Annotated in this window: 13 protein-coding genes; all 13 read right to left on the reverse strand. The window is 47.3% G+C overall.

From position 1 onward, the window contains the following. Positions 1 to 76 precede the first annotated feature (76 nt). Complete coding sequence (locus tag GC096_RS17130) at positions 77 to 7,831, reverse strand: S-layer homology domain-containing protein (RefSeq protein ID WP_171631839.1); 7,755 nt, start codon at positions 7,829 to 7,831, stop codon at positions 77 to 79. Positions 7,832 to 7,863: 32 nt separating this feature from the next. Beyond that, positions 7,864 to 8,229: a heme-copper oxidase family protein gene (locus tag GC096_RS17135; protein WP_171631840.1), complete on the reverse strand. Its 366-nt coding sequence runs from the start codon at positions 8,227 to 8,229 to the stop codon at positions 7,864 to 7,866. A 38-nt stretch (positions 8,230 to 8,267) separates the two neighbouring features. Further along, positions 8,268 to 9,020 carry an SDR family oxidoreductase gene (locus tag GC096_RS17140; RefSeq protein ID WP_171631842.1) on the reverse strand — a complete coding sequence of 251 codons (753 nt, stop codon included), beginning with the start codon at positions 9,018 to 9,020 and terminating at the stop codon, positions 8,268 to 8,270. Between the two features lie 85 nt (positions 9,021 to 9,105). Continuing rightward, positions 9,106 to 9,561, reverse strand: coding sequence for a DUF2269 family protein (locus GC096_RS17145; protein WP_171631844.1), 456 nt, complete (start codon positions 9,559 to 9,561; stop codon positions 9,106 to 9,108). Between the two features lie 300 nt (positions 9,562 to 9,861). Beyond that, a complete protein-coding gene (locus tag GC096_RS39095; protein ID WP_281366813.1) occupies positions 9,862 to 11,913 on the reverse strand; it encodes a LuxR C-terminal-related transcriptional regulator in 2,052 nt (683 codons plus the stop codon). 129 nt (positions 11,914 to 12,042) lie between these two features. Continuing rightward, positions 12,043 to 12,858, reverse strand: a complete 816-nt coding sequence (locus GC096_RS17155) for a carbohydrate ABC transporter permease (protein ID WP_171631846.1) — start codon at positions 12,856 to 12,858, stop codon at positions 12,043 to 12,045. A 15-nt stretch (positions 12,859 to 12,873) separates the two neighbouring features. Beyond that, positions 12,874 to 13,767, reverse strand: a complete 894-nt coding sequence (locus tag GC096_RS17160; RefSeq protein ID WP_171631970.1) for a carbohydrate ABC transporter permease — start codon at positions 13,765 to 13,767, stop codon at positions 12,874 to 12,876. 121 nt (positions 13,768 to 13,888) lie between these two features. Beyond that, the gene (locus GC096_RS17165) at positions 13,889 to 15,220 is read right to left on the reverse strand and encodes an ABC transporter substrate-binding protein (protein ID WP_171631847.1); all 1,332 of its coding nucleotides are present in this window, start codon (positions 15,218 to 15,220) and stop codon (positions 13,889 to 13,891) included. A gap of 11 nt (positions 15,221 to 15,231) precedes the next feature. Next, positions 15,232 to 16,110, reverse strand: a complete 879-nt coding sequence (locus tag GC096_RS17170; protein WP_312886288.1) for an HAD-IIA family hydrolase — start codon at positions 16,108 to 16,110, stop codon at positions 15,232 to 15,234. 220 nt (positions 16,111 to 16,330) lie between these two features. Continuing rightward, the gene (locus tag GC096_RS17175; RefSeq protein WP_171631849.1) at positions 16,331 to 16,879 is read right to left on the reverse strand and encodes a glycerol-3-phosphate responsive antiterminator; all 549 of its coding nucleotides are present in this window, start codon (positions 16,877 to 16,879) and stop codon (positions 16,331 to 16,333) included. A gap of 98 nt (positions 16,880 to 16,977) precedes the next feature. Then, entirely contained in the window at positions 16,978 to 22,383 is a 5,406-nt protein-coding gene (locus tag GC096_RS17180; RefSeq protein WP_171631850.1) for an S-layer homology domain-containing protein, read from the reverse strand. A gap of 410 nt (positions 22,384 to 22,793) precedes the next feature. Further along, complete coding sequence (locus tag GC096_RS17185) at positions 22,794 to 23,720, reverse strand: dihydrodipicolinate synthase family protein (RefSeq protein WP_171631851.1); 927 nt, start codon at positions 23,718 to 23,720, stop codon at positions 22,794 to 22,796. 41 nt (positions 23,721 to 23,761) lie between these two features. Continuing rightward, positions 23,762 to 24,775 carry a succinylglutamate desuccinylase/aspartoacylase family protein gene (locus tag GC096_RS17190; RefSeq protein ID WP_171631852.1) on the reverse strand — a complete coding sequence of 338 codons (1,014 nt, stop codon included), beginning with the start codon at positions 24,773 to 24,775 and terminating at the stop codon, positions 23,762 to 23,764. Positions 24,776 to 24,791: the final 16 nt, after the last annotated feature.

Genomic DNA, 24,791 nt, shown 5'->3' on the forward strand with positions numbered 1-24,791 from the left:
TGATTGTAAAGTCTTTATAGGAAAATTTAACCAAACAAGAGGGATATGAATCAGCTTCACTGGAATCTTATTATACCTACCAGCGGAGATTACTGCACAATTTCGCCTTAATGGAGGCTTCTGCTTTCAAACCGCTTTTCTTAAACAAATCTTTAATTTTCTTTTGCATGTCGGCTTCTTTGCCCTTCACCGCCGACTTCTTAGGCTTAAGTAAATCAACGCGGAAAGGTCCCGCTTCCGCCCTCAAAATAGGTCCATCCGTTCGACACTTCGTATCTAAATCCTGACCCAATTTGTAACCAGCTTGTAAATTTCCGATCCCAGCCGTAAGTTTGGCCATTGCCTCCAACGAGAGTTCATTCTTAGCAATATCCTCGAATGGAGACACTTCAAGTCCAAGCCCTACGCCAAACCCCGTGTCCCCACAGGCAGATACGCCTTCCTCCGTGACGCAAACTTTACCGCCAATCCCGACAACAGCATACACAGATGCTCCTACGCAAAATTGTCCGCAAGGATCCCGGAACAGGATCGGGTTGTTATTGACATAGGCATACATATTCGTTTGTCCGCTTTCAAGCAGAATGGGATCACGCGCTGTCCAGCGGCCCGATAGGGGATCATAGTCACGGAAACCAAAGCGTACGAGTCCCGTATCCCTATCTTCCAGACCACCCGCATAACCGATTAACAACTCAAATGCCGCGTCGGAATCCGATTGCAAAACGCCATAGCTGTCATAACGTAGTTCCTTCACGACTACACTATTCTCATCCAACACCAGTTGCGGCGTGCCTACAGCGTCAGTCACTACGTAGTAGCGCTTCCCGCCACGTTCCAGCGCGATGAGCAGACCCATCTCATTGTAGGAATAGAGCGTTGGCTGTCCGCTTGCATCGATGGATGCCGTCATTAATTGCAGGGATTCGGGATTCCCATATACAAATTGTGTCTTACGCCCCATGCTGTCTTCCTTCGCCACTCTGCGGCCAAGGCCGTCATACGTGTACTTGTACGTGCCATTCGTCATACCGTTCATATACGTAGCGCTCGTCACTGTTGCTTCCAGCAACTCACCTCGTACACCGTAGCTGAACGCATCCGAGCCCCGTTGCGTGAGAAAGCCGTCTACATCGAAGCTGTAGGCAAGTGCTCCCACACGCTCCAACACATCGTGCTCTCTGTAAGCACTAACCACTTGTGCAGCGCCATTTACCTGACTTGTGATCCGATTTTTATTGGCATCATAGCTGTACGCTTCCGTAACCGTTATGCCTCCCGGCTCTGTCTGAGTCATGCCAATCAGCTGTCCATCCAGATCGTATTCATAATGAGTGAGCTCGCTGCCTTTCGCAGAAATGGCGGTTATGTCCGTCACGAAACCTCTCTTATCATACGTGTAGCCGGCCTTGTATACCTGACTTCCCTTCAATACATAGGTGACGCTGTCGATTTTGCCATACTTATCGTAAGCCACTTGAATGTCCATCTTGCCATCAGCCATCGAGCTGACTGCCTTCAAGGGACCGCCACGACTGAATTGAAACGCGCCAAACTTCGTGAGATTGTCTTCGTTATCGTATTGGAACACTGTGTTATACACAACGCCACCGACCGTCATGGCCATATTCGTCATGTTGAAGAAATCATCATAGACATAACTAAACGATGCATTCGTTTTACCTGTCAGTACCATCGATTTGATATTCTCGCCTGAATAATCATAGGCAATCTTTTGTTGTCTCGCGCTGTCCGACGGCATCGCACTTTCGATCGTTTTGGCCATATCCGACTGACCTACGTAAGTAAACGTTCGCTGTATATCTCCATCGTTGATGCCAATAGGCCGCTTGCTTCCGCTCGCCTCTAACACATGATCAATGATTCTACCGCTGCTCATCGTTGTATTCAACAGATTACGGCCGTTATCATACTCCGGATTGTACCAAAGCTCTGAACCTTCTGGGGAGAAGCCATCGAATTGGCCCAGTTTATTGAATTGCTGCTCGTACTTTGAACCGTCAGGCATCGTGATTCCCGTTAAACTGCCAAGATCATCGTATCCTTTGCGATACACTTTATTGCCTGGCGTTGTGACAGAGACAATCCGACCTGCAGCGTCATATTCGTATGTCTTCACGCTACCGAAGGCGTCGGACTCCTTCTCAATTAAGTTTTGAGCGTTATACGTGTAACTAACCCACTTCTCACCTTGTTGGACCCGCTCCATCCGACCTACAGCATCGTAGAAGGATTCAATTGGGAAGAGGTTGGTCCCTGGCCATGCCACCTTCGTAATCCGGTCTTTTTCATCCAAATAGGTTTCCGTTTTCGTGCCTTCTGCTGTTGTTTCCGTAAATTTATGATTTGCCCCGTCGTATTGAATTGTGAACACATCACCGTTCAATGTATGCTTGACCGTATACGATACCAACTCATTGTTATTATTGATTACTGCGGATCGTTCTTCCTTAAGTGTAGTTACTTTACCGTCGGGTGAAGTGTAAGTTAGTTCCGAAACGAATGGCGTATTTTTGCCAAACCTTGAATCCGTCCCGAACTTCTTACTGATCTTAGTACCGTCCGCTAGTGTTGCCGTTTCACTCTGCTCATCAATCTTCTCTGTTACTGTTCTGGCCCCGTTCGAATCCGTCAACGTATACAGTGTTTTCCCATCCGCCACCACGGTCTCATATGTGGTAGTACGATTGCTAGGATCCGTAAAGGTAACACGAGAACCTTTGTTGAGGATCGATTTGTGCAGCGTTTTGACACCACCCTCTGGATTGGTTGCCTTCACCAACAGCCCGCTGTCATCGTAGTCGTACTCGCTCACACCTTGCACAGGATCCGTATACTCGGTGAGCAGCCCTCCTTCATATTGCATCCGATAAGTCTCGCCTGCCGGGTTTGTAATGGAACTAAGTTCACCGCTGCTATCCACCTCCAAGATCGTTCGTTGCCCACCTGGCGCAACAATCGCTGTTGGCTTCCCTTGCGTATCACGCTCAATGCGTGTCAGATTTCCACTACGATCCGAGATCGACAGGAGGCGTCCGTCATTATCATAGGAGAATGCTTTCAGTTTAGCTCCGGACAAAGCACTTTCATTATGCAGGATCTTGCCAGTTGTTAAATCAAAAACATTAACCGACAAGCCATCCTCCTCTGGAATTTCGGCTTGCTGGAGCTTAGAGCTGTCAACCCGGTAGATGCTGCTGCCAGTACCCGCCACATACAGATAACTGCCGTTATAATCTATCGCTGCCAATGAAAGATAAGCTTTCGACGTTGCTCTAGCATGCTCAAGGCTAACTTCCTCTATAAGGCCATCCTTCACCTTATATAGCTTTTCTTGTTCCCAGCTGTTTTTCAATGCTGTGAACATGATGTTTCCTTCTCCATCAATGTACATCTTCAGCATATAAAATAACGCCTTATTAGCTGCCAAACCGTGATTAATCTCATAACTGCCCGTATACGTATTTGGTGATTTCCCCGCTATCTTGGTTATTACGCCATTCGCATTTATTTTCCTTATTCTTGAAGCATACTGCATGTGATTAAAGTTATCATAAATGCGATCATGAATATAAACAGACCCATCCGGTCCTGTTAGAACCGATGTCGCTTCGCCAATCGTTTTCTTATTGGCCTTTCCGCTATCTGCCCCTTCACCGCTGCCCATGAACTGAACGCGGCCATCAGCGCCGATCCGATAGAAGATATTTTGCCGAGAAATAGGGTTGTTCCCTGACACATATAAGGTTCCATCGGACGCTGCAGCCATGCTGAAAACCGTATACAAATCCGATTCGACGGCTTTAGCCCCATCGATAATATCACTGTTGACAGCATTACCTGTTCCCGCAAAAACTGACCAATGCGTCTCATCTGATTTCTTGAGGTAGATCTGCTTCTTCGTCGGTGAGTACCGATACACGTTCCCGAGGGAGTCTGTGCTTATCTGCAAGTAACTTTCAGATGGAAACTCATCACTCTTTTGAAAGCTTCCATCGTGATTTAGACGTGCAACGATTTGAGGATACCAGCCATTTTTAATGCCTCCAGTTGCTGTGAAATAGATAGTATTTCCAGGTCCGGGAGTTATAATCTTACCATCGGGACGGTAGACATCTCCAAGACCAGAGAGATCCAGCTTATTCAAGCTTTTATGAGACACAGTCTTCTTATTTCGGTCTCCTTCGTACATGGTATTCTCTTCGAAACTCAGCATATGATGGGCATCCAAACTCCACCCAGCGATTCCCACCTGCTCAAATGGATTGTTTGGACTTTCCAAGGAGCCGTACCAGACGCGTGAAATGGGTATTGTTGTAGTCTCTCTCACCCCTCCGATTACGACTCCTGAGCCGCTAAGCCGTCCAAAGCTCATCTGGAAATCACTCGAAGCTGCATAGTATTGAAGATTGTAATTATTAGATACGGTAATCTTATAAGGATGAGAGCCGATCAGCTTCCGCGCGTAAGCATCTATGCCATCCCACTGGAACGTATGGGTGACATTAGGAGCTGGATTGAAGGTTTTCCTATACGATTTACCTCCGATTTCGACTGTGACCGTCATGGAACGCAGCGAACTAGGAACGGATTCTCCGCTAACTGGTATCGTAAGCTTCGACCTGCTCTTGTACCCTGGAGTTCTTGTACTGCTATAATTTAAGTTCATTCCTGTACCTTCAATCGGAATCGCTTGCCCTAAGCTTTGATTCTGGCAGCCAATGATGGATCCCGCTTGTTCACACGGGTCTAACTCCTCATCCTCACTGTTCGGATCTTTGTCAACAGGAGGCTCTGCATCAGGAGGTGGACCATATGGCCAATTACAATCCCAAGGGGTGAAATGTTCAATTGGCACGCGCCAGAAGCTTTGACCAGCTGTGTACATACCAGCTAACTGTTGTCTTTCCTTGTCCGTAAAGCCAAGGGATGCTAGCTTATCTGCGCCGTCAATTGCGCCATCCCCATCCGAATCGATGGTGGCAATTCCATCGTCAACACTTAGGATGCGGATGACCTTTCCGTTGTCCGACGCAACCCAACGTCCAACTTCGCGGTCGTAATAACCCATGGGTACAGCCTCACCAACTGGGAATTTCAGGTAATTTTCCACATAATAAAATAAGGGTTGATTAAAACGAACATCAGTCGCTCCCGCTTGCACAGCTTCATCAGCAGACAGTTCAACGGCATGGGTGTAGCCGACAAAATCAGGAAGATCGCCTGGCATGGCGTTCATCCCATTCTCTCCGACAGTGTATTCCGTCGCACGAAGGTGGATTTCAGCCAGCGGCACACTCGATCCATCCAGCAACGTCATCGTTGCCGACGTCCCCTCTGGAAAAATTACCGTAGGCTGCCTAGTACCATCTGCATCAGTTACTTGGGAACCTTGGGCCGCTTGAACATGCCCAGCCGTATTCAAATCAACTACAGTTACCTTGGTGTCGTATAGATTCAGCACCACATCCGGCAGTGTCTCGTATCTCCCGGCAATTACGGTTACTTTACGCTGAACAGGCATGTATCCCTCTTTGGTTAATTGAATCGTCAGGACGCCGCCACCGTTTACCGCTAGATCAAACATCCCGTCGGCACGACTCCTCGTTACGCCCAACTCATTATGGTCGAGAATGCTAATAAGAACGCCTGCCAATGGCTCGCCTACTGTATCCTGCACTTGGCCACGAACAACAGATATGAGACTAGCTTCTATAGCCCCTTCAGCTACCCCCGTCTGCACCGGCTCACTTCCCGCATACAGAAACTCAACTGTGGAATGGAAGGTTGGCAGCGCGGTCGTCGGTATTTGCGTAGCTACCTCAACAGGATCCGGCGTACCACCCGATTCCTTCGGCGTAAGCGTGATCGGGATGGATCGGTCCGAGCGTTGGTCGGCTGAATCCATCGCTGTCACGGTGAATCTATATGCCGTGCCGTTCGTCAAGCCTGTAACGGAAGCTTCCGTCACTTTGCCCAATTGGGGGCCGTTCATCCAGGATACACCGTTGTCTGAGGAATAATGTACCTCATAACCCGCAAGGTTAGCCTCACTGTTCGCCAACCATTGTAACGTAACCAGCGTATTGCCAGCTTTACCTGTTAGTCCTGAAGGTGCAGCAGGTTTTCCTACTGGAGGAGCTTGCGGTAGCGCACTTACCTGGGCAGACTTCACTGACTCGTTGCCGGATGTATCCACCGCTGTGATCGCGAATAGATACGTCACCCCGTTCGTGAGTCCACTCACAGAATACGTTGTCACGCTTCCGCCAGCTACGTTGGCACTTGTGCTCCAAGTAGCGCCATTGTCGGTCGACGCATACACCTTATACCCCATCAGATCGCTCTCGGTGTTCGCTGCCCAGCTTAAACTCACCACGCTATCGCCAGCTGTACTGGTCAAAGCGACAGGAGCATTCGGCGGAGTCGTATCGCGGTTCCCATTGTTATTACCCGAACCTGATCCTCCGCCACCCCCACTGCCTCCTCCTGCGCTAACAGGCCGTGCGCCATCAATTGAAACATGACCTATCGTTAACGATTGTCCTGCACCTAATGATGTAAACGTCTGGAGGGCGTCATATTTATGACAGCTGCAGTCTGTTAACTGAGATTGCTCCGTATCCAGCAGCGACAAACCTGGAAACGTAGAAGGGCTCGCACCATAAATAGCCGCAGTTCCTCCACCTTCTGCGGCGGTTCGCGACAGGCTCGCATCCTCAACAAGCGTCAACCGATACGTCTTATTTGGCAGCACATTTGCGCGGAACGTACCGTCCAAACCCGTGACTGCATAGAACGTTGGGTTCGTCGTAAACGATAGGAAAGCGCCAACTGCCGGCTTGCCGTCCACACCCAGGACGGTTCCTTCAATTTGCGCGGATGGCTGAGCGGTAAGTGCTAGATCCGTTCGTCCCTTCTCATACACGATAGACTGATAACCTGCATATCCTTCTTTCACGACATGTACATCGTAATCTCCATAAGGAATCGAAGCCGCCCAAGCACCTTGATCATTCGTACGTCCCCAAGCCTTGTACATCCGCTTCCCTTTCTCGTGAATGAACACATCCGCACCTTGCAATAGCGTTCCATCCGTTTGACTGACCTTAATCGTAAGCGGTGCAGCTGTAACCTCACCACCTACGCTCGCAAGCTTCTTAGCTCGATGAAGAATAACAGCCACTTCCGCCCTCGTGATGTTTCGCTGCCCCTGGAAGGTGTTATCCTCGTAACCCTGCATGACGCCTGCTTCAACCAATGCAGCAACGGCTGTCTGAGCCCACACGGGAATCAAGCTCTTGTCACGTAAGGTCAACGATCCGGTCGCTGGTTGTTGCACCACTCGATTCAGCATCACCGCTGACTCTTGGCGGCTTACATCAGCTTCCGGTCTGAATTGGCCAGCTTCATCGCCTTGGACAATGCCAAGACGTGCTGCCTGGCGAACCTCCTCCGCAAACCACTCGTGCTCGACGTCTTGGAATGTCGGAGCTTGCGTATCTTGCAGCTTCACGGAAGTTGCTTGCACGAAGCGAAGCAGCATCACGGCGATTTCCGCCCGTGTCACAGTGCGTTCAGCTCGAAATGTGCCATCCTCGTAACCTTGGATAACACCAAGCTTTGTCATCTCGGCAATCGATTCCTTCGCCCACTCCGGCAAACGTTCCTCCGGCTTCTGTATATTTAAGCCGACATCACTAGCCCCGACTTGCTCAACCCCGTAAGGAAGAAATACCTGAACGAATAAGGACAGAATGAACAGCAAGGAACACAGCCTTTTCGTCAATACTTTATTCATCAAAAACATTTGAACACCACCTCACTAGCGTCATTCTAGGCCTATCTCATATAACGTATCGCATTAATAAACAATAGTATGGCTCCAACCACAACGAAAGTGCCACCCAGAGACGTTGCGATGATGAATCCTGGGTTTTCCGTATAGAGTAATCCGGCGAGTCCGGCCATCATGAGCGGAATACCGCTCATATGCAGCCAATAATGCGTCTTGCCTAACAAGGAATTTCCTGCAGTGGGAAACAGATGATACAGGATACCACCAAGCGCCATGGACACCCATCCCAATAAATTAATGTGCGCATGAACCGGGGATAACGTGTACACTTTGGATATGGACATAGCCATTCCCATGATCACACCGATAACGAAATATAATGTAGACCAGACTATCATTCTCCTTGCCATATTCATCCACCCTTTTTGGTTGTTATCTCTTCACCGACCTACCCCATTTTGATGCCACCGTTCACACTCGTACAGGTACCTGTAAGAAATCGACTTTCCTCACTAGCTAAGAAAGCGATCACACCTGCCACATCATCAGGAACGGCCACTCGCTGGAGCGGCGTCATGGCTGCAAGCTGCTGCTTAACCACTTCAGGCGTAACACTTGACGCATCCGTTTGGACGAGTCCAGGCGAGACCACATTGGCCGTTACTCCATAGGGAGCATTCTCTAAGGCTACGTATTTGGCAAATGCATTCAATGCTGATTTAGCAGTACCATGTGCCCCCATGTAAGGCAGCGGCCCATCCGCTGCATCACTGGAAATATAGATAATTCTTCCATATTTTCTAGCTATCATTTGAGGTAAAATCGCTTGTGTCAACGTAAAGTTCGCATTCATCTCATCATTGAGCTTCTGGGCAAATTCCTCCCATTGCATCTCGATCAGCGGCTTCATCACGAAGGACATATGTGCATTACTAACCAAAATATCAATGTCTCCTAGGGTAGACTGAATGTGAGTCACAACGTTATTAACCTGTTCAGCATTACGCACGTCAGCCCTAGCCAACACGGCTTCTCCACCAGCTTTGCGAATACGGTCTACGATTGCCTGGGCAGCATCCTCCTGCTGAATATAATTAACGGCAACCTTAGCACCTTGCTTAGCTAGCATAAGGGCTGCAGCCGCTCCGATTCCTCGTGCCCCTCCGGATACAAAAGCTACTTTTCCAACTAAACTTGTCATTGAATTTTCCTCCTATTATTAAATGTGCTGTTCTTCCTAGATCAATGCGACGACTGCCACACGGTGGCTGTCAAACCCGGATCGTTCACATTGGTTTGGCAATCATTAGAATGATTAATACGATCCCCATGATAGATGCCGCGTTGTAAAGCCTATTGGCTTTGGTAAGCAGCAAGCTTTTGTTTGCGTGTCTTTCTGGATTAAGTGACTTGGTATCTTCTTCGCTCAGCAATTGATTCAATTGACTCATGACAGGTGTCAGCACGCCTACCGCAACAAACTGAATAAGCACGTATAGCACGAGGGAAATCAGAATCCATAGATCCGAGAATTTCCACCCTGCAAATGCGACGAGCGCCACACCTGTAACAACAGCAATGGAACCGCCAATTTTCGGGAAATAATTGAGTTTCTGGAAAAGTGCCAGGGATTGCTGTAGCTGCTCATCTTTCTGGTTCCGTCTGAGTAAAATATGACCAAAGTAAGTTGGTCCAATGCCAACAATCGCTGACACGATATGAATTAATACAAGCCATTTCATGTGATTTTCCCCCATCTTTCCTATACTCGCAAACAAGCTTCTGGTCGGTTGTGTGCAATCAAGCAATTCCTCCTTTCGTTCAACCACCTAAGCCGGTCGGCTCACTTAACAAATAATTTAACATGACAATTTTTATTTCTAAATTATACGAACGTATAATATCCGACCTATACGTGGGCGAATCGATCAGGAGCAGAACCCAAAAAGCCCACACCGCAAACGGATGTGAGCTTCATGAATAGGGCATGAATTCCTAGAAACGGTCTTGATCAGTCCGCTTGAAGAAGGAGGGTTCTGAGATCAGCTTATTAGCGGATTACTGGCAAGCAGCTTGATTAATTGAGTCCTTCCCTTTACGGAGAACTTGCTGTAGATGGAGCTGACATGCTTCTTAACTGTAATTTCGCTGACATACAGGATTCTGGCAATTTCTATATTGGTCAACCCGTCAAGAACAAGGGCAACGACCTCCCGTTCCCGCTTCGTCAGCTGTAACTCCTGTCCACTGGATACGTGCAGCTCATCCGGGAATCCGCCTCTTTTTAATAAAAATCGTAGAAATGCCTCCAACTTATCGCCACGAGTGTCAAGTACGAAGGTTGGCGTAGGTGTCTTGTCATCATAGTTCTGATGGATGATACCCGGCGCCAATTGAAATCCGAGATTCAAATGCGCTTCACGAAAAAATCCCAATGGAGGCGGGGACGTAATGAATATACCGCCCGAACACATATACGAAAACATCAAATACATTGTCTCTATAACCATATCCGGATTTTGCCAATCTACGTAATCAATCGTCCGTATAAACCATCCCGCCTTGTCAGGAGGGTCAACCTCCAAAAGTTTGATTTCCTCCTGTGACAGTGAGGATAAATACGGGTTCGCGAACGGATCATCGATCAGAACAGGCAACGTCGACCTATCGATAGGAACGATTACGGCTAGACCTACCGTTCTCCCATCTGTGGAACGAAGGAGCATGGCCGCTTGTTGATCAAGATTGACCCACGTGTGTAAATCCAAATGCTTGATCGTAAGCGTCATATCCTCTTTCTCTACAAACTCTTCGTAGGATTGATCCGTCTCTGGATCCATGCCCGCCAGCGTTAGCGGGGTAGCCTCATCAAGCCTTAAGCGTAAATAGGCTTCACCTTCGTGCAGATTAGCTAGCGTCAATGGCTCCCATGTGTACTGGCCTCTGGAATAAGATTGAATAAGTGCTCGAATGAGCGGTATGCCCGTATAATAAAATAACTCTCCCACTTCCCAATCGGTTCTTCGATAGGGTGCAGAATGGCGAATCCGTGCCGCATAATATTGCGCTGCTCGTCCCCTGAGCCGTTCAAAATAAGCAGGGGTTCGCTCTTCCAGCTGCTTACGCATCGCGAGCCGCATTAAGTCATGCAGCATCCAGCCTCGTTCTGTCTTGCGGACAAAAGACAACGAGATCAAGTGACCGAAGGTTTCGTCATCAATTTCTTGGTCCATAATAACCTGCAATACTTCGCGATTGATACGAAGCAGGACCGCCGCCGCCTCTACCACTTTGCGCAGATGAGCATCAAGCACCTCACGTAGCCACGCCTTGGCTAGATGATCAAACCATCCTGTCTCATCTGTTGACGTATGCATCCAGTCCACATTGGGATTAACATCAGCAGCCAGCGAAAGAGCCAGCGGATGACCGCCTGTTTTAAACAAGATCCGTTCGATTTGTTGGCCTTCTGTAATGCCGCATTGTTGCAAATAAACCGCACTTTCCGCATGAGTCAAATTTCCGAGCGGCATGAATAGTATTCGCTCCCGAAGGGCGGGGGAAACGGTCCATGTCCCCTTCAGTTTATAACGGCCAGCGATCAGCAGCAGTATGTTGTCTGGGAGCCATTTAATAAAATGATCCCGAAGCCAGCCGTCCAACTCACCCATTTCCTCATAGGTGTCTAACGCCAGGACTATCTTCACTTCTGAAGCTAACTGTTTCAGCTTGGTCAAGCAAGCTTCCAACGGATCCCGATGCAGCACCCTCTCACCCGGTGTCAGCTGCAAAAGCAACTCTCTGCACAACAAATCACCCTTGTGATTAAAGTCGCGGCTGTCCAGATACAACATGATGACCCCTGCCCGCACTGCTTGTCTGCGGAACGAATCGAGTAGAAAACTTTTTCCGACTCCAGCCGTGCCGTACAGGTTCCAGATGGTTTTGCCGTCTAAGGCACCCTCTGTGATATTGCGTCTAAAAAGATCCAACTGCTCACTCCGACCTGCAATAAACTGATCCTGCCGCTCATCCATCATACTCACTACATTCATGTGCGGGCTCGAATCGGGCGCTCCCTTTTCATTTGCCATGAACCCTCCATATAAGCTAATTTAGCTGAATTATATACAAATTTTAACACAATTCCTGCGATTAATTAAGACCGTCCTTAGGGGATCAGAACAAAAAAAAGGAACCCAACCAATGGGGGTTCCTCATCATTATTTAATACCCGAATGCATGAAGCTTTCTACAAACTGACGTTGAAAGACGAAAAATGCGGTTAATAGCGGCAGGATGACCAACACGGTAGCCGCTGTTACCGTCCCCCATTGCGCGCCTGTCTCAAACGATTGGGCAAAAATCGCAATCCCGACCGTGAGCGGTCTCGTTTCGATAGAGTTCGTGATGATCAGCGGCCACATGAAATCGTTCCAGTGCGCACTGACGGAGATTAAACCAAACGCGATATAGGTCGATTTGGCTGAAGGCAGATATACGTGCCAAAGCGTTTGCCACCAACGACAGCCGTCCATTCTTGCAGCTTCGTCTAAATCCATTGGGATTTGCTTAAACGTTTGCCTAAGCAAGAATACACTAAACGAAGATGCCCAATACGGCAGCATGATCGCCAGTTTCGTGTCAACCAGGCCCAACTCTTTCATGATCGTGTAATTCGGAAAAATGAGTATGTCAGGCGGTATCATGATTTGGACAAGAAAGAGCATGAACATAACGCCTCGACCTATGAAATTTAATCTAGCAAAAGCATACGCCGCAAGCGTAGCCGTAATCAGTTGTGCAGCCAGCACACCAAGTACAATGATGATCGTATTGGAATAATAGCGAAGAAAGGTGATGGTTTCCCAAGCTGTCTTGTAGTTTTGGAAGGTGGGATGCTGAACCGCAAAGGGGTTTACTCGGGTAATGACTTCACTCGACGGCGTAAATGAAGTAAAGACAGCCCATACGAGCGGTACAGCAAAAGCGATCGCCAGCAGCGCGATGACCAAACGATTAGTGACCCTTACGACCATGATGCTGACTCCTTTCTAGTAATGGATCCGTTTATCCAGAAATGCATAATTAAAGATGGAAATACTAAGTAAGATAACGAGCAGCACGACGGTAAGGACCGATGCTTTTCCCATATCCCAAAAGCTGAAAGCCGTCTCATAAATATGATATAACAGCAAATTACTTGCGTTATTCGGACCACCTTTCGTCATAATGTACAGGTGATCTACCAATTTAAACGAATTCGTCGTCGCGATTACCATCACGAATAGCGTGGTTGGCATTAAGAGTGGAAACGTCAGCTTACGGAAAGTTTGAAAAGGGCGTGCCCCCTCCATTTCCGCAGCTTCGTACACTTCTTTCGGTAAATTTTGCAAGCCAGCCAAATAAAAAATCATAAAAAATCCAGTTTCCTTCCATATCACCATCAGCATCATCGAAAAGAGAACCCAATTCGGATCTCCTAGCCAATGCTGAGTCGGAATGCCAAACACACTTAAAAACTTATCGAGCAAGCCATAGCTGGGTGTATAAATAAACAGCCATATATTGGCGATAGCAATCATCGGAATGACCGTCGGATAGAAAAAGAGTGCACGCAGCAAGCCTGTGCCTCTGAGCTTATTATTGACCCATACGGCTACGTACATAGCTAGTAAAATACTCACCGGAACCGTGCCGATCGCAAGCAGCACATTATTTCTTAACACTTTCAAAAAAATATCGTCTTGAAAGACATGCACATATTGATCCAACCCGACAAACGTTTTGTCGGTGAAATCGGAGCTGTAGAAGCTCCAATAGATCGATTTTAAGATGGGGTAAAACGTAAATAAGCCTAAGAATAAGAGTGAGGGTATGAGCAATGCATAGGCGAAACTATTTTCTCTCCAGTTGATCTTCCTTTTTGTTCGAAGTGGCGGTTGCATCAAGGAAATTCCCTCTTTCTCACAAGTCGTGAAAGCCTGAGGCAGGGAAGCGCAGGCCACTAACTTGGAGTTAACCTCCGTTAGCCGAACGCTTCCCTGCCGTTTGTACGTTTACTTGCTGCTATTTTTGAAAGCTTTTCAAAATGTCATCCGCTTGCTGTTGGGATTTATCCAAAGCTTCTTTCGGCGTCATCGTTCCTAGCAAAGCTGCTTGGATGTTATCGTTAAATAGTTTCGTTACTTGACCGTTTTGGTATGTCGAAAGCTCGCTGTCCGCATATTGGAGTTGATCTCTAGCAACAGCCGCTTGCGGGAAATCCTTAATGTAGTTTTTCAGCTTGTCTGTCTCATAAGCAGCTTTCGTCGTGCCTACATAGCCGGTATCAATTGACCATTGCGCTACACGATCTGGCTGTGTCAAGAACTGAATGAATTTAACGGATGCTGCTTTGCGGTCATCTGGAATATTTTTGAAAACATACAGATTACCGCCGCCTGTCGGTGAACCATATTTTTTGTTGGCTGGCAGGAACGCTACACCAAAGTTGAATTTCGCATCCGTTTTGACTTTGGTCAGATTTCCTGTTGTATGATACATCATAGCCGTTTTCCCGCTAATGAAATCGGAAGGCACGGTTGCCCACTCCAGTGTACCTTCTGGCATAACTTTATCCTTGCGACCTAAATCCGTGTAAAATTGCAGAGCCTCCTGCACTTCCGGCTTATTGAAGAACACTTGCTTGCCGTCAGCTGAAACAATATTGGTGCCTGTTTGAAGGGATAGTGCTTGCGTCATCCAATACTGATAACCCGTGCTCGGGATTTCAAGCCCCCACTGCGATTTGTCACTGGTCGTGAGCTTAGCTGCATATTCCTTCAGCTCCGTCCAATTTGCAGGCGCCTTCTCCGGATCAAGACCTGCTTTTTTAAATAAATCCTTGTTGTAGTACAGCACGATCGTACTGCGTTGGAACGGTACGCTCCATACCGTATCCCCTGACTTGGTGTTCCCCATAAACGCTTCATAGAAGCCGCTAAAATACTCTTTGGAGAAGCGAGGTGTCAAATCTTCAATAGCTTTCATGGAAATCAAGCTGTACAAATCAGTCGAAAGCAGCACGGCTACGTCTGGCGAGTTGCCCCCCTGTACAGCAGTTGCAACCTTGGTCATCGTATCTTGGTAGCTGCCGCCATAAACGGGTTTAACCGTAATCGTTGGGTTTTCTTTGTGGAAATCGTCAGCTAGCTGATCAATTAGTTTCGTAATCGGACCGCCTACCGCTACAGGAAAGTAAAATTGCAGTTCAACTGGCTTCGTGTTCGCTGTTGCTTCCGCGCTTGCCGTCGGGGATGTCGATGCTGCAGCTGTCTTGGTATCCGTGTTGCTCTCACCCTTCGCGCAAGCTGTTGCTACCAGGGTTACCATCAGTAATGATACGAGTGCTTTTTTCATTGTTTTTCCTCCTAAAGTTGATTAAATGTAATTTCACTGAGCTCTTGCAAAATATAATCAGGTTCAATGCCTGTCCTAACGATGTCGTTCTTCGCGTCAGCACCAGTCAGTACTAGTGCGGTGTACATATCGTTCGAATTCCCGAATTGAATATCGGTGGATAACCGATCACCAACCATTAAGCACTCCGATGGCAAAATATGCAGTTGGTCGAAGGCCTTTTGCGCATAGTAAGCGGATGGTTTGCCGATCACATGGACGGTTTTCTGAAGGCTGGCTGTTTCCAGTGCTTTCACAAGCGACCATGTATCCGGGATCACACCATCATCGATTGGACAAAAGGGATCCGGATTAGCAGCGATCAGCTTAGCCCCATTTCGCAGGGCATTCACGCCCGCCGTTAGCTTTTCAAATGTAAACTGCCTGTCTAATCCGACAAGCACATGTGTTGCGAGCAGCGGATTCTCTGTCGTCTTTACTTGATTACGCGCCAATTCTAGCTCCATGGCCGCTTCACCGATCATCAATACAGTCGCATTCGGCTCAAGCTCTTGAAAAAACTTCCCAGCCACACATAAGGCCGTGAGTACTTCATCCACTTCGCAAGGAACGCCTAATTCGATAAGCCGCTGATGCACGCTTTCCTTGGTCCGAATCGTCGTATTCGTAACGAACATCACCGATTTGTCTTGCTCACGCAGCCAGCTCACGGTGCTCAATACACCCGGCAAAAGCTTACTGCCCGAATAAATGGTACCGTCCAAATCGAATAAATAGCCTTTGAATGAATGCAACTCCTTACTGCTTTTCCTTGAATGTGTTCGCTGAAAATGCTGGGTAGTAATCTTGTCATCGATTCCACGTTCAGGAAATCTAGATGTATCTGCCACAGTACTGCCTCACTTTCAATAAAAATAACCCTTATCCAAAAAACACGAAAACAAGCCAATTCAGAGTATGACAAGCATGCTCCTGCTTATTTTCACATTTTCCTGGACAAGGGTTTTCTCCTGGTCTCGACCCGATGTTTCAGTTCGTGTGATATTCATAGTTTTACTATAAAGGATAATTGTAAGCGGAAAATTATCGTAATTTAGTCATTTTGTAAACTTAACGTCCGTTCCACATGCTCGGATCTCCAATGGAAATGTAATCCGCACCACTATCTAGCGCTTCTACAATTTCTTTTTCGTATCGAATAAGACCTCCGACAATCAACGGTTGTTTGATGGTGTTTTTCAATTCTTTGATCACTCTCGGCATTAAGCCTGGCATGAGCTCCACTTCGTCCGGCTGTGTGCTGTTGATCATCCGGACTGCCGTTTGTAGGGCAGCCGTATCAATAATAAAAATACGCTGTATGCTTTTTATCCCAGCTTGTCTAGCTGCCGCAACTGCATTGGACTTGGTCGTAACAATACCGTCCACTTTAAACTTTTCGGCTAAATACCCTACCGCATGTGCATCCCGGCCAAGGCCGCCTACCATTTCAAGATGGACATATACTTGTTTGCCTGCTTGGTGAAGCTGTCCCATAATGGATTCCAAATTGCCAATATGACCTGTCATCAGATTAACTCGGGTCACATCACTTTCAAGTACTTTCGCGAGCTGATCGTCTTTGGTCACCGATGCTATAATTGGGTACTTCTTCAACATGCTCCCCCACCCCCACCTTAACCATAACAAATATTTGTTTGCTCAGGATTAACATCCCCTCCGCTATTCCTTTCTTAGAGGGGATGCTCACCATGCCATTAGTTAGAAAAGTTTAGAGCTTGCAGCATGCGGCTTAGCATCACTGCGCTTTCTGCACGAGTGCCGGTACTTAGTGGTGAAAAGGTATTTCCATCCCTGCCATTAATAATCTGCAGCTTGGAAGCTGTTCGGATCGCATCCTTGGCCCACTCGGCGATATTCGCTGCGTCACTGAACGTGACCGAGCTGGTTGGTTGGAGCTTAGCACTGTAGCCTGCGAATTGCAGTGCTCTGTCAATCATGACCGCCATTTCTTGGCGGGAGATCGGTGCATCTGGTCGGAATGTGCGGTCTTCATAACCACTTACGAGTCCAGCATCTGCCGCAAGGCTAACTGCCGTCGCAAACCAATCCGCAGCTTTAACATCCTTAAAACTTGTAGCAGACGATTGTGAGGAAGATAAGCCAAACGATCTCACCAGTAAAGCGGCAAACTCTGCACGTGTTACTTGGCGATCAGGTGCAAAGCTCGAAGCCCCTACACCCTGAACAATCATTTTATTCGCCATTGATTCCACGGTCTGTTTGGACCAATGATGTTCTAAATCGCTGAAAGTCACTGGGTTTGCCATCAGTAGATACGTGCTGTTCGTGCGGCTGTAGATGAGAACGTCATTACCTTGAATCGAGAATGGAACTGGATGATACACGGTATTGCCTTTCGCATCTTGTTCTACACGCACAGCAGCCAATGCCTTAATATCCGTTACAGCATCCAGCTTGATGGATCTAGCAATAAACTGATGGAAGTTGGACATTTCTTCGCTCTTTCCTTCTTCAGTTCCCACTGTAAGCGTAAAGTCGATGGCTTTCTTGACATCTTTCCCGGTTGCAATTGCTTCGGCAGCAGCTTTTTCGTTCAATTTAATTTGAATGGTCAAGTTAAGCTTATCTTGTGATGCTCCGAGCTTCTCTGCCAAAGCTTGCAAATCTACAGCTGACAGATTCAGCTCATAGGATCCAAGTTCAGTTTGAATGATTACGGTATGATTGCTTGCAGCCGACAACACGGCTTGAATGGCTGCTGGTGCCAGGATGGCAACTGCTTGATCCTTCTTCTCATTCAATGGCACGGCAACAATCAGCTTTTTGTCTGTTCCCGATTGTTGAATGGCCGCTTGGATCAACGCATCTGTCACTTTGAACGGAGAATCCTTAATTTCCGTACCTCCACCTACGCTGCCACCATTTTGCTCACTGTCATCTGGTACACTTGGCTCACTTGGCTCACTTGGTCCATTCAGCGTGATTGGCTGTGTGTACAAGTCATACTTATTGCCATCATTCATCGTGTAGGTATATCGTAACAACGCATGCGCTACACCTGAACCCTTGCCATTCGCTGTAATCTCATTACCGTTTACTTCAAAGGAATTTTGCCCATCCAACATAACAATCTCAGGTGCGATACTTGTTGTATCCCCTTTGTACGTTGTCACACTGGCTTGAATCGGAATCGTTTCATTCTTCTCGAGCGTAATCTCCGATTTCTCAGGTTTAATCGCTGCCGCCATATCTGCAGCCCAGTTGGCATAGTCGGTCGTTAAGCCCCAAGCGCCATTTATGAAGAATCGATTAAACGCTGTACGATCATTGAGTGTCCAAGGTGAAATCAAGATGCCACGATGCTTAGCAGCCTCCATAAAGTTTTGCGAGATACCGCCGTAGCCATTATTGAACGTAGCATTCAAAGGCTGGATGGAGCTAAGTACCGTGCGCAGCATGCCTTTCACGTTGTTCCCGCCGGACAAGCTTGATAACAAGCCTGAAGGCATCGTCGGCATCAAACTGTTCATACGCGAGATCTGATTGGCTACGAACGACATGTTGTCGATATCAGCTTCGGCATTTTTAGATTGGACCAACTGAACGAAAGCATCAATAGCCGATGGTGTGGATGTCTTAATCTCGTTCATGATCATTTTGCCCCGTTGCTGAACGAGGTCAATTTGTTCTTCCAATGTCGGAATTTTCACATCTGGATAGTCCGTCGGATGAGGCTTATTGGCATTGAGTGCCTTAATTTCGGCCAATGTGTAATTCTCGATATTGCCCGTGCCATTCGTCGTTCCCTTCAAATCACCATCATGATGAATGACGAGGTAGCCATCCTTGGAAATGTAAACATCATTTTCAATGAAATCTGCCCCATTATCCAGCGCCAAAATATTACTTTCAATCGTATTCTCTGGCGCAGCCGTCGGCAGTCCGCGATGTCCAATAATGTACGGTTTGCGTATCAAGGTCGTGTTATTGTTATACACACTTAAAGCATTGAAAGCCGCACTTGGCGTGCCCGTCACAATCCCATTAACTCCCGCAGTAATCAGCGTATGCAAAGCAAGATTATCCCCATTAGCTGTAGAAGCGTTTTTCGCCCATACCATGATCGTTCTCATTTGTAGATAGTTCGTATTCTCTCTTGTAGCAGCCTGCTGTGGAAGCACCGCAATATGTGCGAGGCTTGTATTGGTTATCCGACGAATTTCCAGCAGCTGATCGTTGTTCTCAATCGATTTACTAGTAAAATCCACGATTCCGCGTATGATCGGATACGCTTGTCTGGCCTTTTTAACCAAATCGCCATTGCTTGATATCACAAATATATCCTCAATACTATTCGCTTTCAGATACGGCACAAGGGCATCTACCGTCTGCTCATCTTTGACATAGAAGGCAGCCATCGTTGAAGTTCCGAGCGTAGTTAGGATCGCATCCAAATCCCCAATAACGGTTTGACTGCTAGGATCCGTCACTTTAAGATCCTTGTTGACATGCAAGATGGCGGTAGCAGGTAAGGAAGTACCTGTCAGTTTCGATAAATCGTTGGCAGTTGCAATCTCCGTCACAACGGTGGAAGCCATCGCAACTTTCGTAGTAGGTTCCGTCACACTTACATATTTCTGAGTCGCGGATAAAGGCAACGCATCCCGTTGTAAAGTAATCCGAATATTGTCTACCCTCATTTTGCTGCCGTTGGATTGTAATCCAATTCTTCCTTTTGCATACAAACCTGCATTGTCCGTATCCACGACAACCTTGTCGTTTATGATCTCCATCACACGATTGTCAAAAGCCTTGACCGTGTAATGGTACATTTTGCTAGGGTCTATAGCTTCCGTAAAAGCACCTGTATCCATAACATTCCAGGCATTTGATGTCGTTCTTTCAGCAAATTCTATACCGTTTGCCGATGTAGCGTCTTTTCTGACTGCCATTTGATAATACGGATAATCATTATTTTGAATGCGATACATGATCGAATGCCATCTAGCATTATCGTTCGCTTGCAAATGCGTCACATCAGCTTCGATTTTATAATTGCCAAAAGCCCCTAGGAACTCAGGCAAAAGTACACGCGACGGATTATCTGGCGCTGCTGCCGCATCCAATTCGAATCCTCCCGTTTTAACAACGGCTTTGCTCGCAGTCGTCCCTTCTTTTCGTGTCCAGCCTGCGGGAAGCGTTCCTTCCGTTAGCTGATCAAAATTTTCTTCATAGAGCACATACTCACTATCCGTTGCTTCTTTCGCTACAACAAACATTGAAATGGAAACTCCGTCTTTTTGAGCAGTTAGGGAGTATACACCTTTTTGGAGAACGCTCAGACTGGTACTATTCACTACAACGGAAGGGCTGCTAGTTGCCCAGGTCAAATCGCTGCCTGTCACTGTACCTGACGTAAAATCACTAAAATCTGCTTTAAACACGATTGAATTCAAGGGTACCGACTGATTCACTGTAGCTACAAAGTAACCATCATCGTGCTTTAGGGAATTTACTTTTGCTGGCACCGTACTCGGTGTTACCGTTACTTCTTGCAAGTACTCAGCCGTATCGTAAATCACTCTGACCGTTGCTTTACCCGTCTTAATTGGATATAGCGCATTATTCGAAACCTTGATGATCGACTCATCCGAGGAGTAGTACTTGATTGGTTTGTTTAAAATGTCTTCACTAATACCATCGGAGTAATACACGCTGCCCGTAACACTTATCGGACCGCTCAACGCTTCCATCGTGTTAGGTACGACAAGGTCAAGCCGATCTGCCGTTATTCGCGTTACCTTCAGGTTGTCGAACGAAACCCTGCTTTGATCCGCTTGCAGCCCTACTTTTCCTTTCTCCATAACGACTGTCGCTGGCAACGTTGTGTCCGTCACCATCGTGTAGCTAGGATCTGACTTTGCTTTCATATACTCCTTGACGTTATTGCCAAAAACCCGAACTTTCATCGTGTAGTCGGAGTTCAAAGTCAATGCTCTCCAAGAACCCGAAATCGGTGTTGGTGAGTACCAGTTGCTGTCCGCTTTGCGATAGGCGAACTCATAGGTACCATTTTGACGGATAGCCATTTGATTGTAAGGCACTTTCCCCGTAGAAGGCACTCTGAACATCAATGCTGCCCATCTTCCTGCATCCAGCACAGTTTCGAATCGTACATCCGCTTCAACCGTGTAGTTATCCCACTGTACCGGAGCAATAATTCGCCCCTGCTTACCTGAAGCCTTTCCGTCAAAAGTCATTCGTCCATTACCATATGTATCCTGTACGACTGTAAACGGCGCGCTTCCCGCGTTCACATCAGAAATCCATCCGTAAGGAATCGTGCCCGTCGGATTCGCATCGAAATTTTCCTGCAGCAGCACGGGATTCACCGGATCTGTCACGGGATTGCTGTCCACGAGGTTGATCACCCCAAAACCAGAGGTATCATTCCAAAATGAGCTCGATTGGTACGCACTCCAGTAACTGTTTCTTTGCTGCGCAGCGTCCGCCCCATAGCGGTCTGTTACGCCAATTTCCAAGCCCAGCTTCTTCGTCAGCACAGGATCCATCTTCAACATATCCCATGGGACCGCTGTTTCTAAAGACCAGCCCGTTGCGGTTTTCTTTATGGCCCGCAAAATCTTATTCGAATCCTTGCTGCTTTGTCCATTTGTCGCAGCCCCGAAGTGAAATTCAGGGGATGTAGAATCCGATTGATACACAAATCCGAGTTGCATATCATCTGTTGCATAAGGCGCAGATTGATGCATCGTTGGATCTAGAAAGAAATTAATATTATCCTGTTCAAACCAATTCCCGGTGCCAGCCGCAGTCAGACTCTCGTCATCTGCCTTAACCCCTATGTACAGGTACTTATTATCCCAGAGCATACCGAATTTACTATCTTTAAACGTTCCACCACCTGTTTGTTTCGTTAACCTCTGGTTAATTGACCAAAGTGACTCGTCCAGATCCCCATCAATCACCGGGGCATTAACCGTCTTCCTCACATCGAGAGAATTTCTTACATCTTCCGCAGCATGAGCCTCTTGGACATTCATTAGACCAATAGGTGCTAAGCTAGTAACTAGTGCAGCGACTAGTAGACTATTCAAAACCTTTTTATATCGTTTCATAGAATCAACCCTTTCTTGGAAAATGGATGAATGCATGTTATATACTCGTTAAAAAACAGATGAACCTACTTTCGATCGTCTTCAAATCCTCCTATCTGTTTTGGAGAACACAAAAAACCCTTCACGCATACAAATGACCTCAGCTAGCTTCCACTAGCCGTTCATTTGCTGCCATGAAGGGTTTTCTCCGCGTCTCCTACCCTTGCCTGTTCAGTTGTCCTATACTCATTCTAGTCATTGAGTGTTTGTGAAGTGTTATCTTGGCAATAAGAAATTGTAAAATATATGCGAATCAATAACCACCATTTGATGACATTCAAAGCTTTTGATAATGACACGTCATATAGAGCCCACCAGGAAGGGGGCTCTACTCGAAAAGTTAATCGATGATCGCGTTGAAGTGCTACGTATTATTCAATAATCAGCGGTCCCATTTCACTAATGGTTTGCATTATTTTCTTATGTATTTTCTGTACGAGCGGTGTTTGAGACTCTTGTACCTCTTCCATCGGGGCACGGACCGTACCGCATTCGATTCCCCTTAACCGCATGATTTCTTTCAGCGCGGAATGGGTGGGTAGTGAAAGCAGATCAGATATAATATCATTTATCGAAGTCTGCAATCGCTGCGCTTCCATCAACATACCTCTGACATAATACTGTTCCAGACGCACGAATAATTCGGGCATGCAACCGTAAGTCCCGCCGATACCGCCATCTGCACCCATGACTCGACCAGCCAGATATTGTTCGTCTGGACCGTTGAAAATTAGGAAATCATTACCACCAATCGATTTGAAACGCTCCAGCTCGAAAGTGCTGCTCACCGAGACTTTGACGCCGATAACCTTGGGATTTACAATCAATCGGCGCAGCAGGCCCGTTGAAAGGTTGAAGCCCGTTGTTGCGGGAATATGGTAAATGATAAAGGGCAGTTCCGTGCTGTTCATTATGGCCGTCCAATGTTTCTGCACGGCTTCCTCACTGTGCCGGTAATAGAAAGGCGGGACCGCCGATATGGCGTCCGCTCCAACACGCTCAGCGTGAATTGCTAGTTCAATACTGTCCCTCGTATTCACGGCTCCGATATGTGCAATGACCGCAATTTCCCCGTTGCTTTCCGCAATGGCTGCTTCAAGTACCCGCTTTCTCTCCTCCACACTCTGCAGCAGGCCTTCGCCGGTGCTTCCACAAACATAAACCCCGTTCACTCCCCTTTGGATCAAGAACCGGACCATCTGTTTGACAGCTTCTGGACGGACTTCCCCTTTATTGTCGTAACAGGAATTTATAGCAACAGTAACGCCTCTGAATTTATCCAAGTCAAATGATTTCATTGTCAGTTCCTACCTTCTATATATTGTTACCTATGAGCGAATCAACCACTCATTTCCGAGGCTAGTAAGTATACAGGATCTCCCTTTCGGAGGACGGGAGTTCCGAGAATCATAACGAGAAAACCATCGCTACCAGCAAGAATGCGCTGCCGCTCCGAACCATCCAGCCCATATATCGTTCCGATTAAGTCTCCTTGCCGAACTTCGCTCTCTAGTGAAATTGCAGGAACGAAGAAACCATCCTCTTCCGCTGTCGCCGAATGATCGAAGTTGCCGTCGCTGTATATCGTTTTAGGTTCAATAACCGGCTTACTGACGGGCCATTCGAGCGGATCGACGAGCATTTCAAGATGGTTCATAAGCCGAATCGTACCGTCATAGAACATTCTGGCATCTTCTTGACGCACCCTGCGTCCTCCGTAGGCCTCCGTATACAGCCATGGAATACCCAGTGATTGCGCCGATGATACGCTTCTGCCAGGTGCAATCTCGTTGTGCGCCCAGAGCAGAGAAGAGCCGAATGCCTCTGCAGCTTCCCGGCATCGGCGGCTAAAAGCAGATTCTTCTTCGTGATAGTAGCCAACTAGTGACGCAACCGCATAATGGGTTCCACCACTGTGCAAATCGAGCATGAAATCTGCATTGGCTATCATGCGATGATGAAGCTCATATGCCAATTTCTCCGTTACCGTCCCCCTCTGCTTCCCCGGGAAGACACGGGCCAAATTTACACCATCGTCCGGGCTTACGCGTGTACCCCCACGGTAAGCGTAGGGATTCGCACAAGGAATCATCAAGACATTCCCTTTAAGATCCTCGGGCTGCATGGCACTGAATAACCGCAGTATCGTCTCGATCCCTTCATATTCATCACCATGAACACCTGCCAGAATTAGCAGATTTGGTCCGTCTTCAGCACCTGCTAATTCAAAGGCAGGGATCCATATTTCATCCTCTTTCGAGTTGTCTTCTAAAAGCAGCCGATAGTTATGTTTCACTGACCGTGAACTTCGATTCCATGTAAATTGTTCGATCGATATGCTTTCCGCTGTCACCTGGCACACCTCCCCT

The sequence above is a fragment of the Paenibacillus plantarum genome, from assembly GCF_013141695.1.
Classification (GTDB): Bacteria; Bacillota; Bacilli; order Paenibacillales; family NBRC-103111; genus Paenibacillus_E; species Paenibacillus_E plantarum.

What these genes read in the sequence shown, in the direction of transcription:
- GC096_RS17130 (WP_171631839.1), bottom strand. Translation starts at nt 7,831, where the DNA reads ATGTTTTTGATGAATAAAGTATTGACGAAAAGGCTGTGTTCCTTGCTG.
- GC096_RS17135 (WP_171631840.1), bottom strand. Translation starts at nt 8,229, where the DNA reads ATGGCAAGGAGAATGATAGTCTGGTCTACATTATATTTCGTTATCGGT.
- GC096_RS17140 (WP_171631842.1), bottom strand. Translation starts at nt 9,020, where the DNA reads ATGACAAGTTTAGTTGGAAAAGTAGCTTTTGTATCCGGAGGGGCACGA.
- GC096_RS17145 (WP_171631844.1), bottom strand. Translation starts at nt 9,561, where the DNA reads ATGAAATGGCTTGTATTAATTCATATCGTGTCAGCGATTGTTGGCATT.
- GC096_RS39095 (WP_281366813.1), bottom strand. Translation starts at nt 11,913, where the DNA reads ATGGCAAATGAAAAGGGAGCGCCCGATTCGAGCCCGCACATGAATGTA.
- GC096_RS17155 (WP_171631846.1), bottom strand. Translation starts at nt 12,858, where the DNA reads ATGGTCGTAAGGGTCACTAATCGTTTGGTCATCGCGCTGCTGGCGATC.
- GC096_RS17160 (WP_171631970.1), bottom strand. Translation starts at nt 13,767, where the DNA reads ATGCAACCGCCACTTCGAACAAAAAGGAAGATCAACTGGAGAGAAAAT.
- GC096_RS17165 (WP_171631847.1), bottom strand. Translation starts at nt 15,220, where the DNA reads ATGAAAAAAGCACTCGTATCATTACTGATGGTAACCCTGGTAGCAACA.
- GC096_RS17175 (WP_171631849.1), bottom strand. Translation starts at nt 16,879, where the DNA reads ATGTTGAAGAAGTACCCAATTATAGCATCGGTGACCAAAGACGATCAG.
- GC096_RS17180 (WP_171631850.1), bottom strand. Translation starts at nt 22,383, where the DNA reads ATGAAACGATATAAAAAGGTTTTGAATAGTCTACTAGTCGCTGCACTA.
- GC096_RS17185 (WP_171631851.1), bottom strand. Translation starts at nt 23,720, where the DNA reads ATGAAATCATTTGACTTGGATAAATTCAGAGGCGTTACTGTTGCTATA.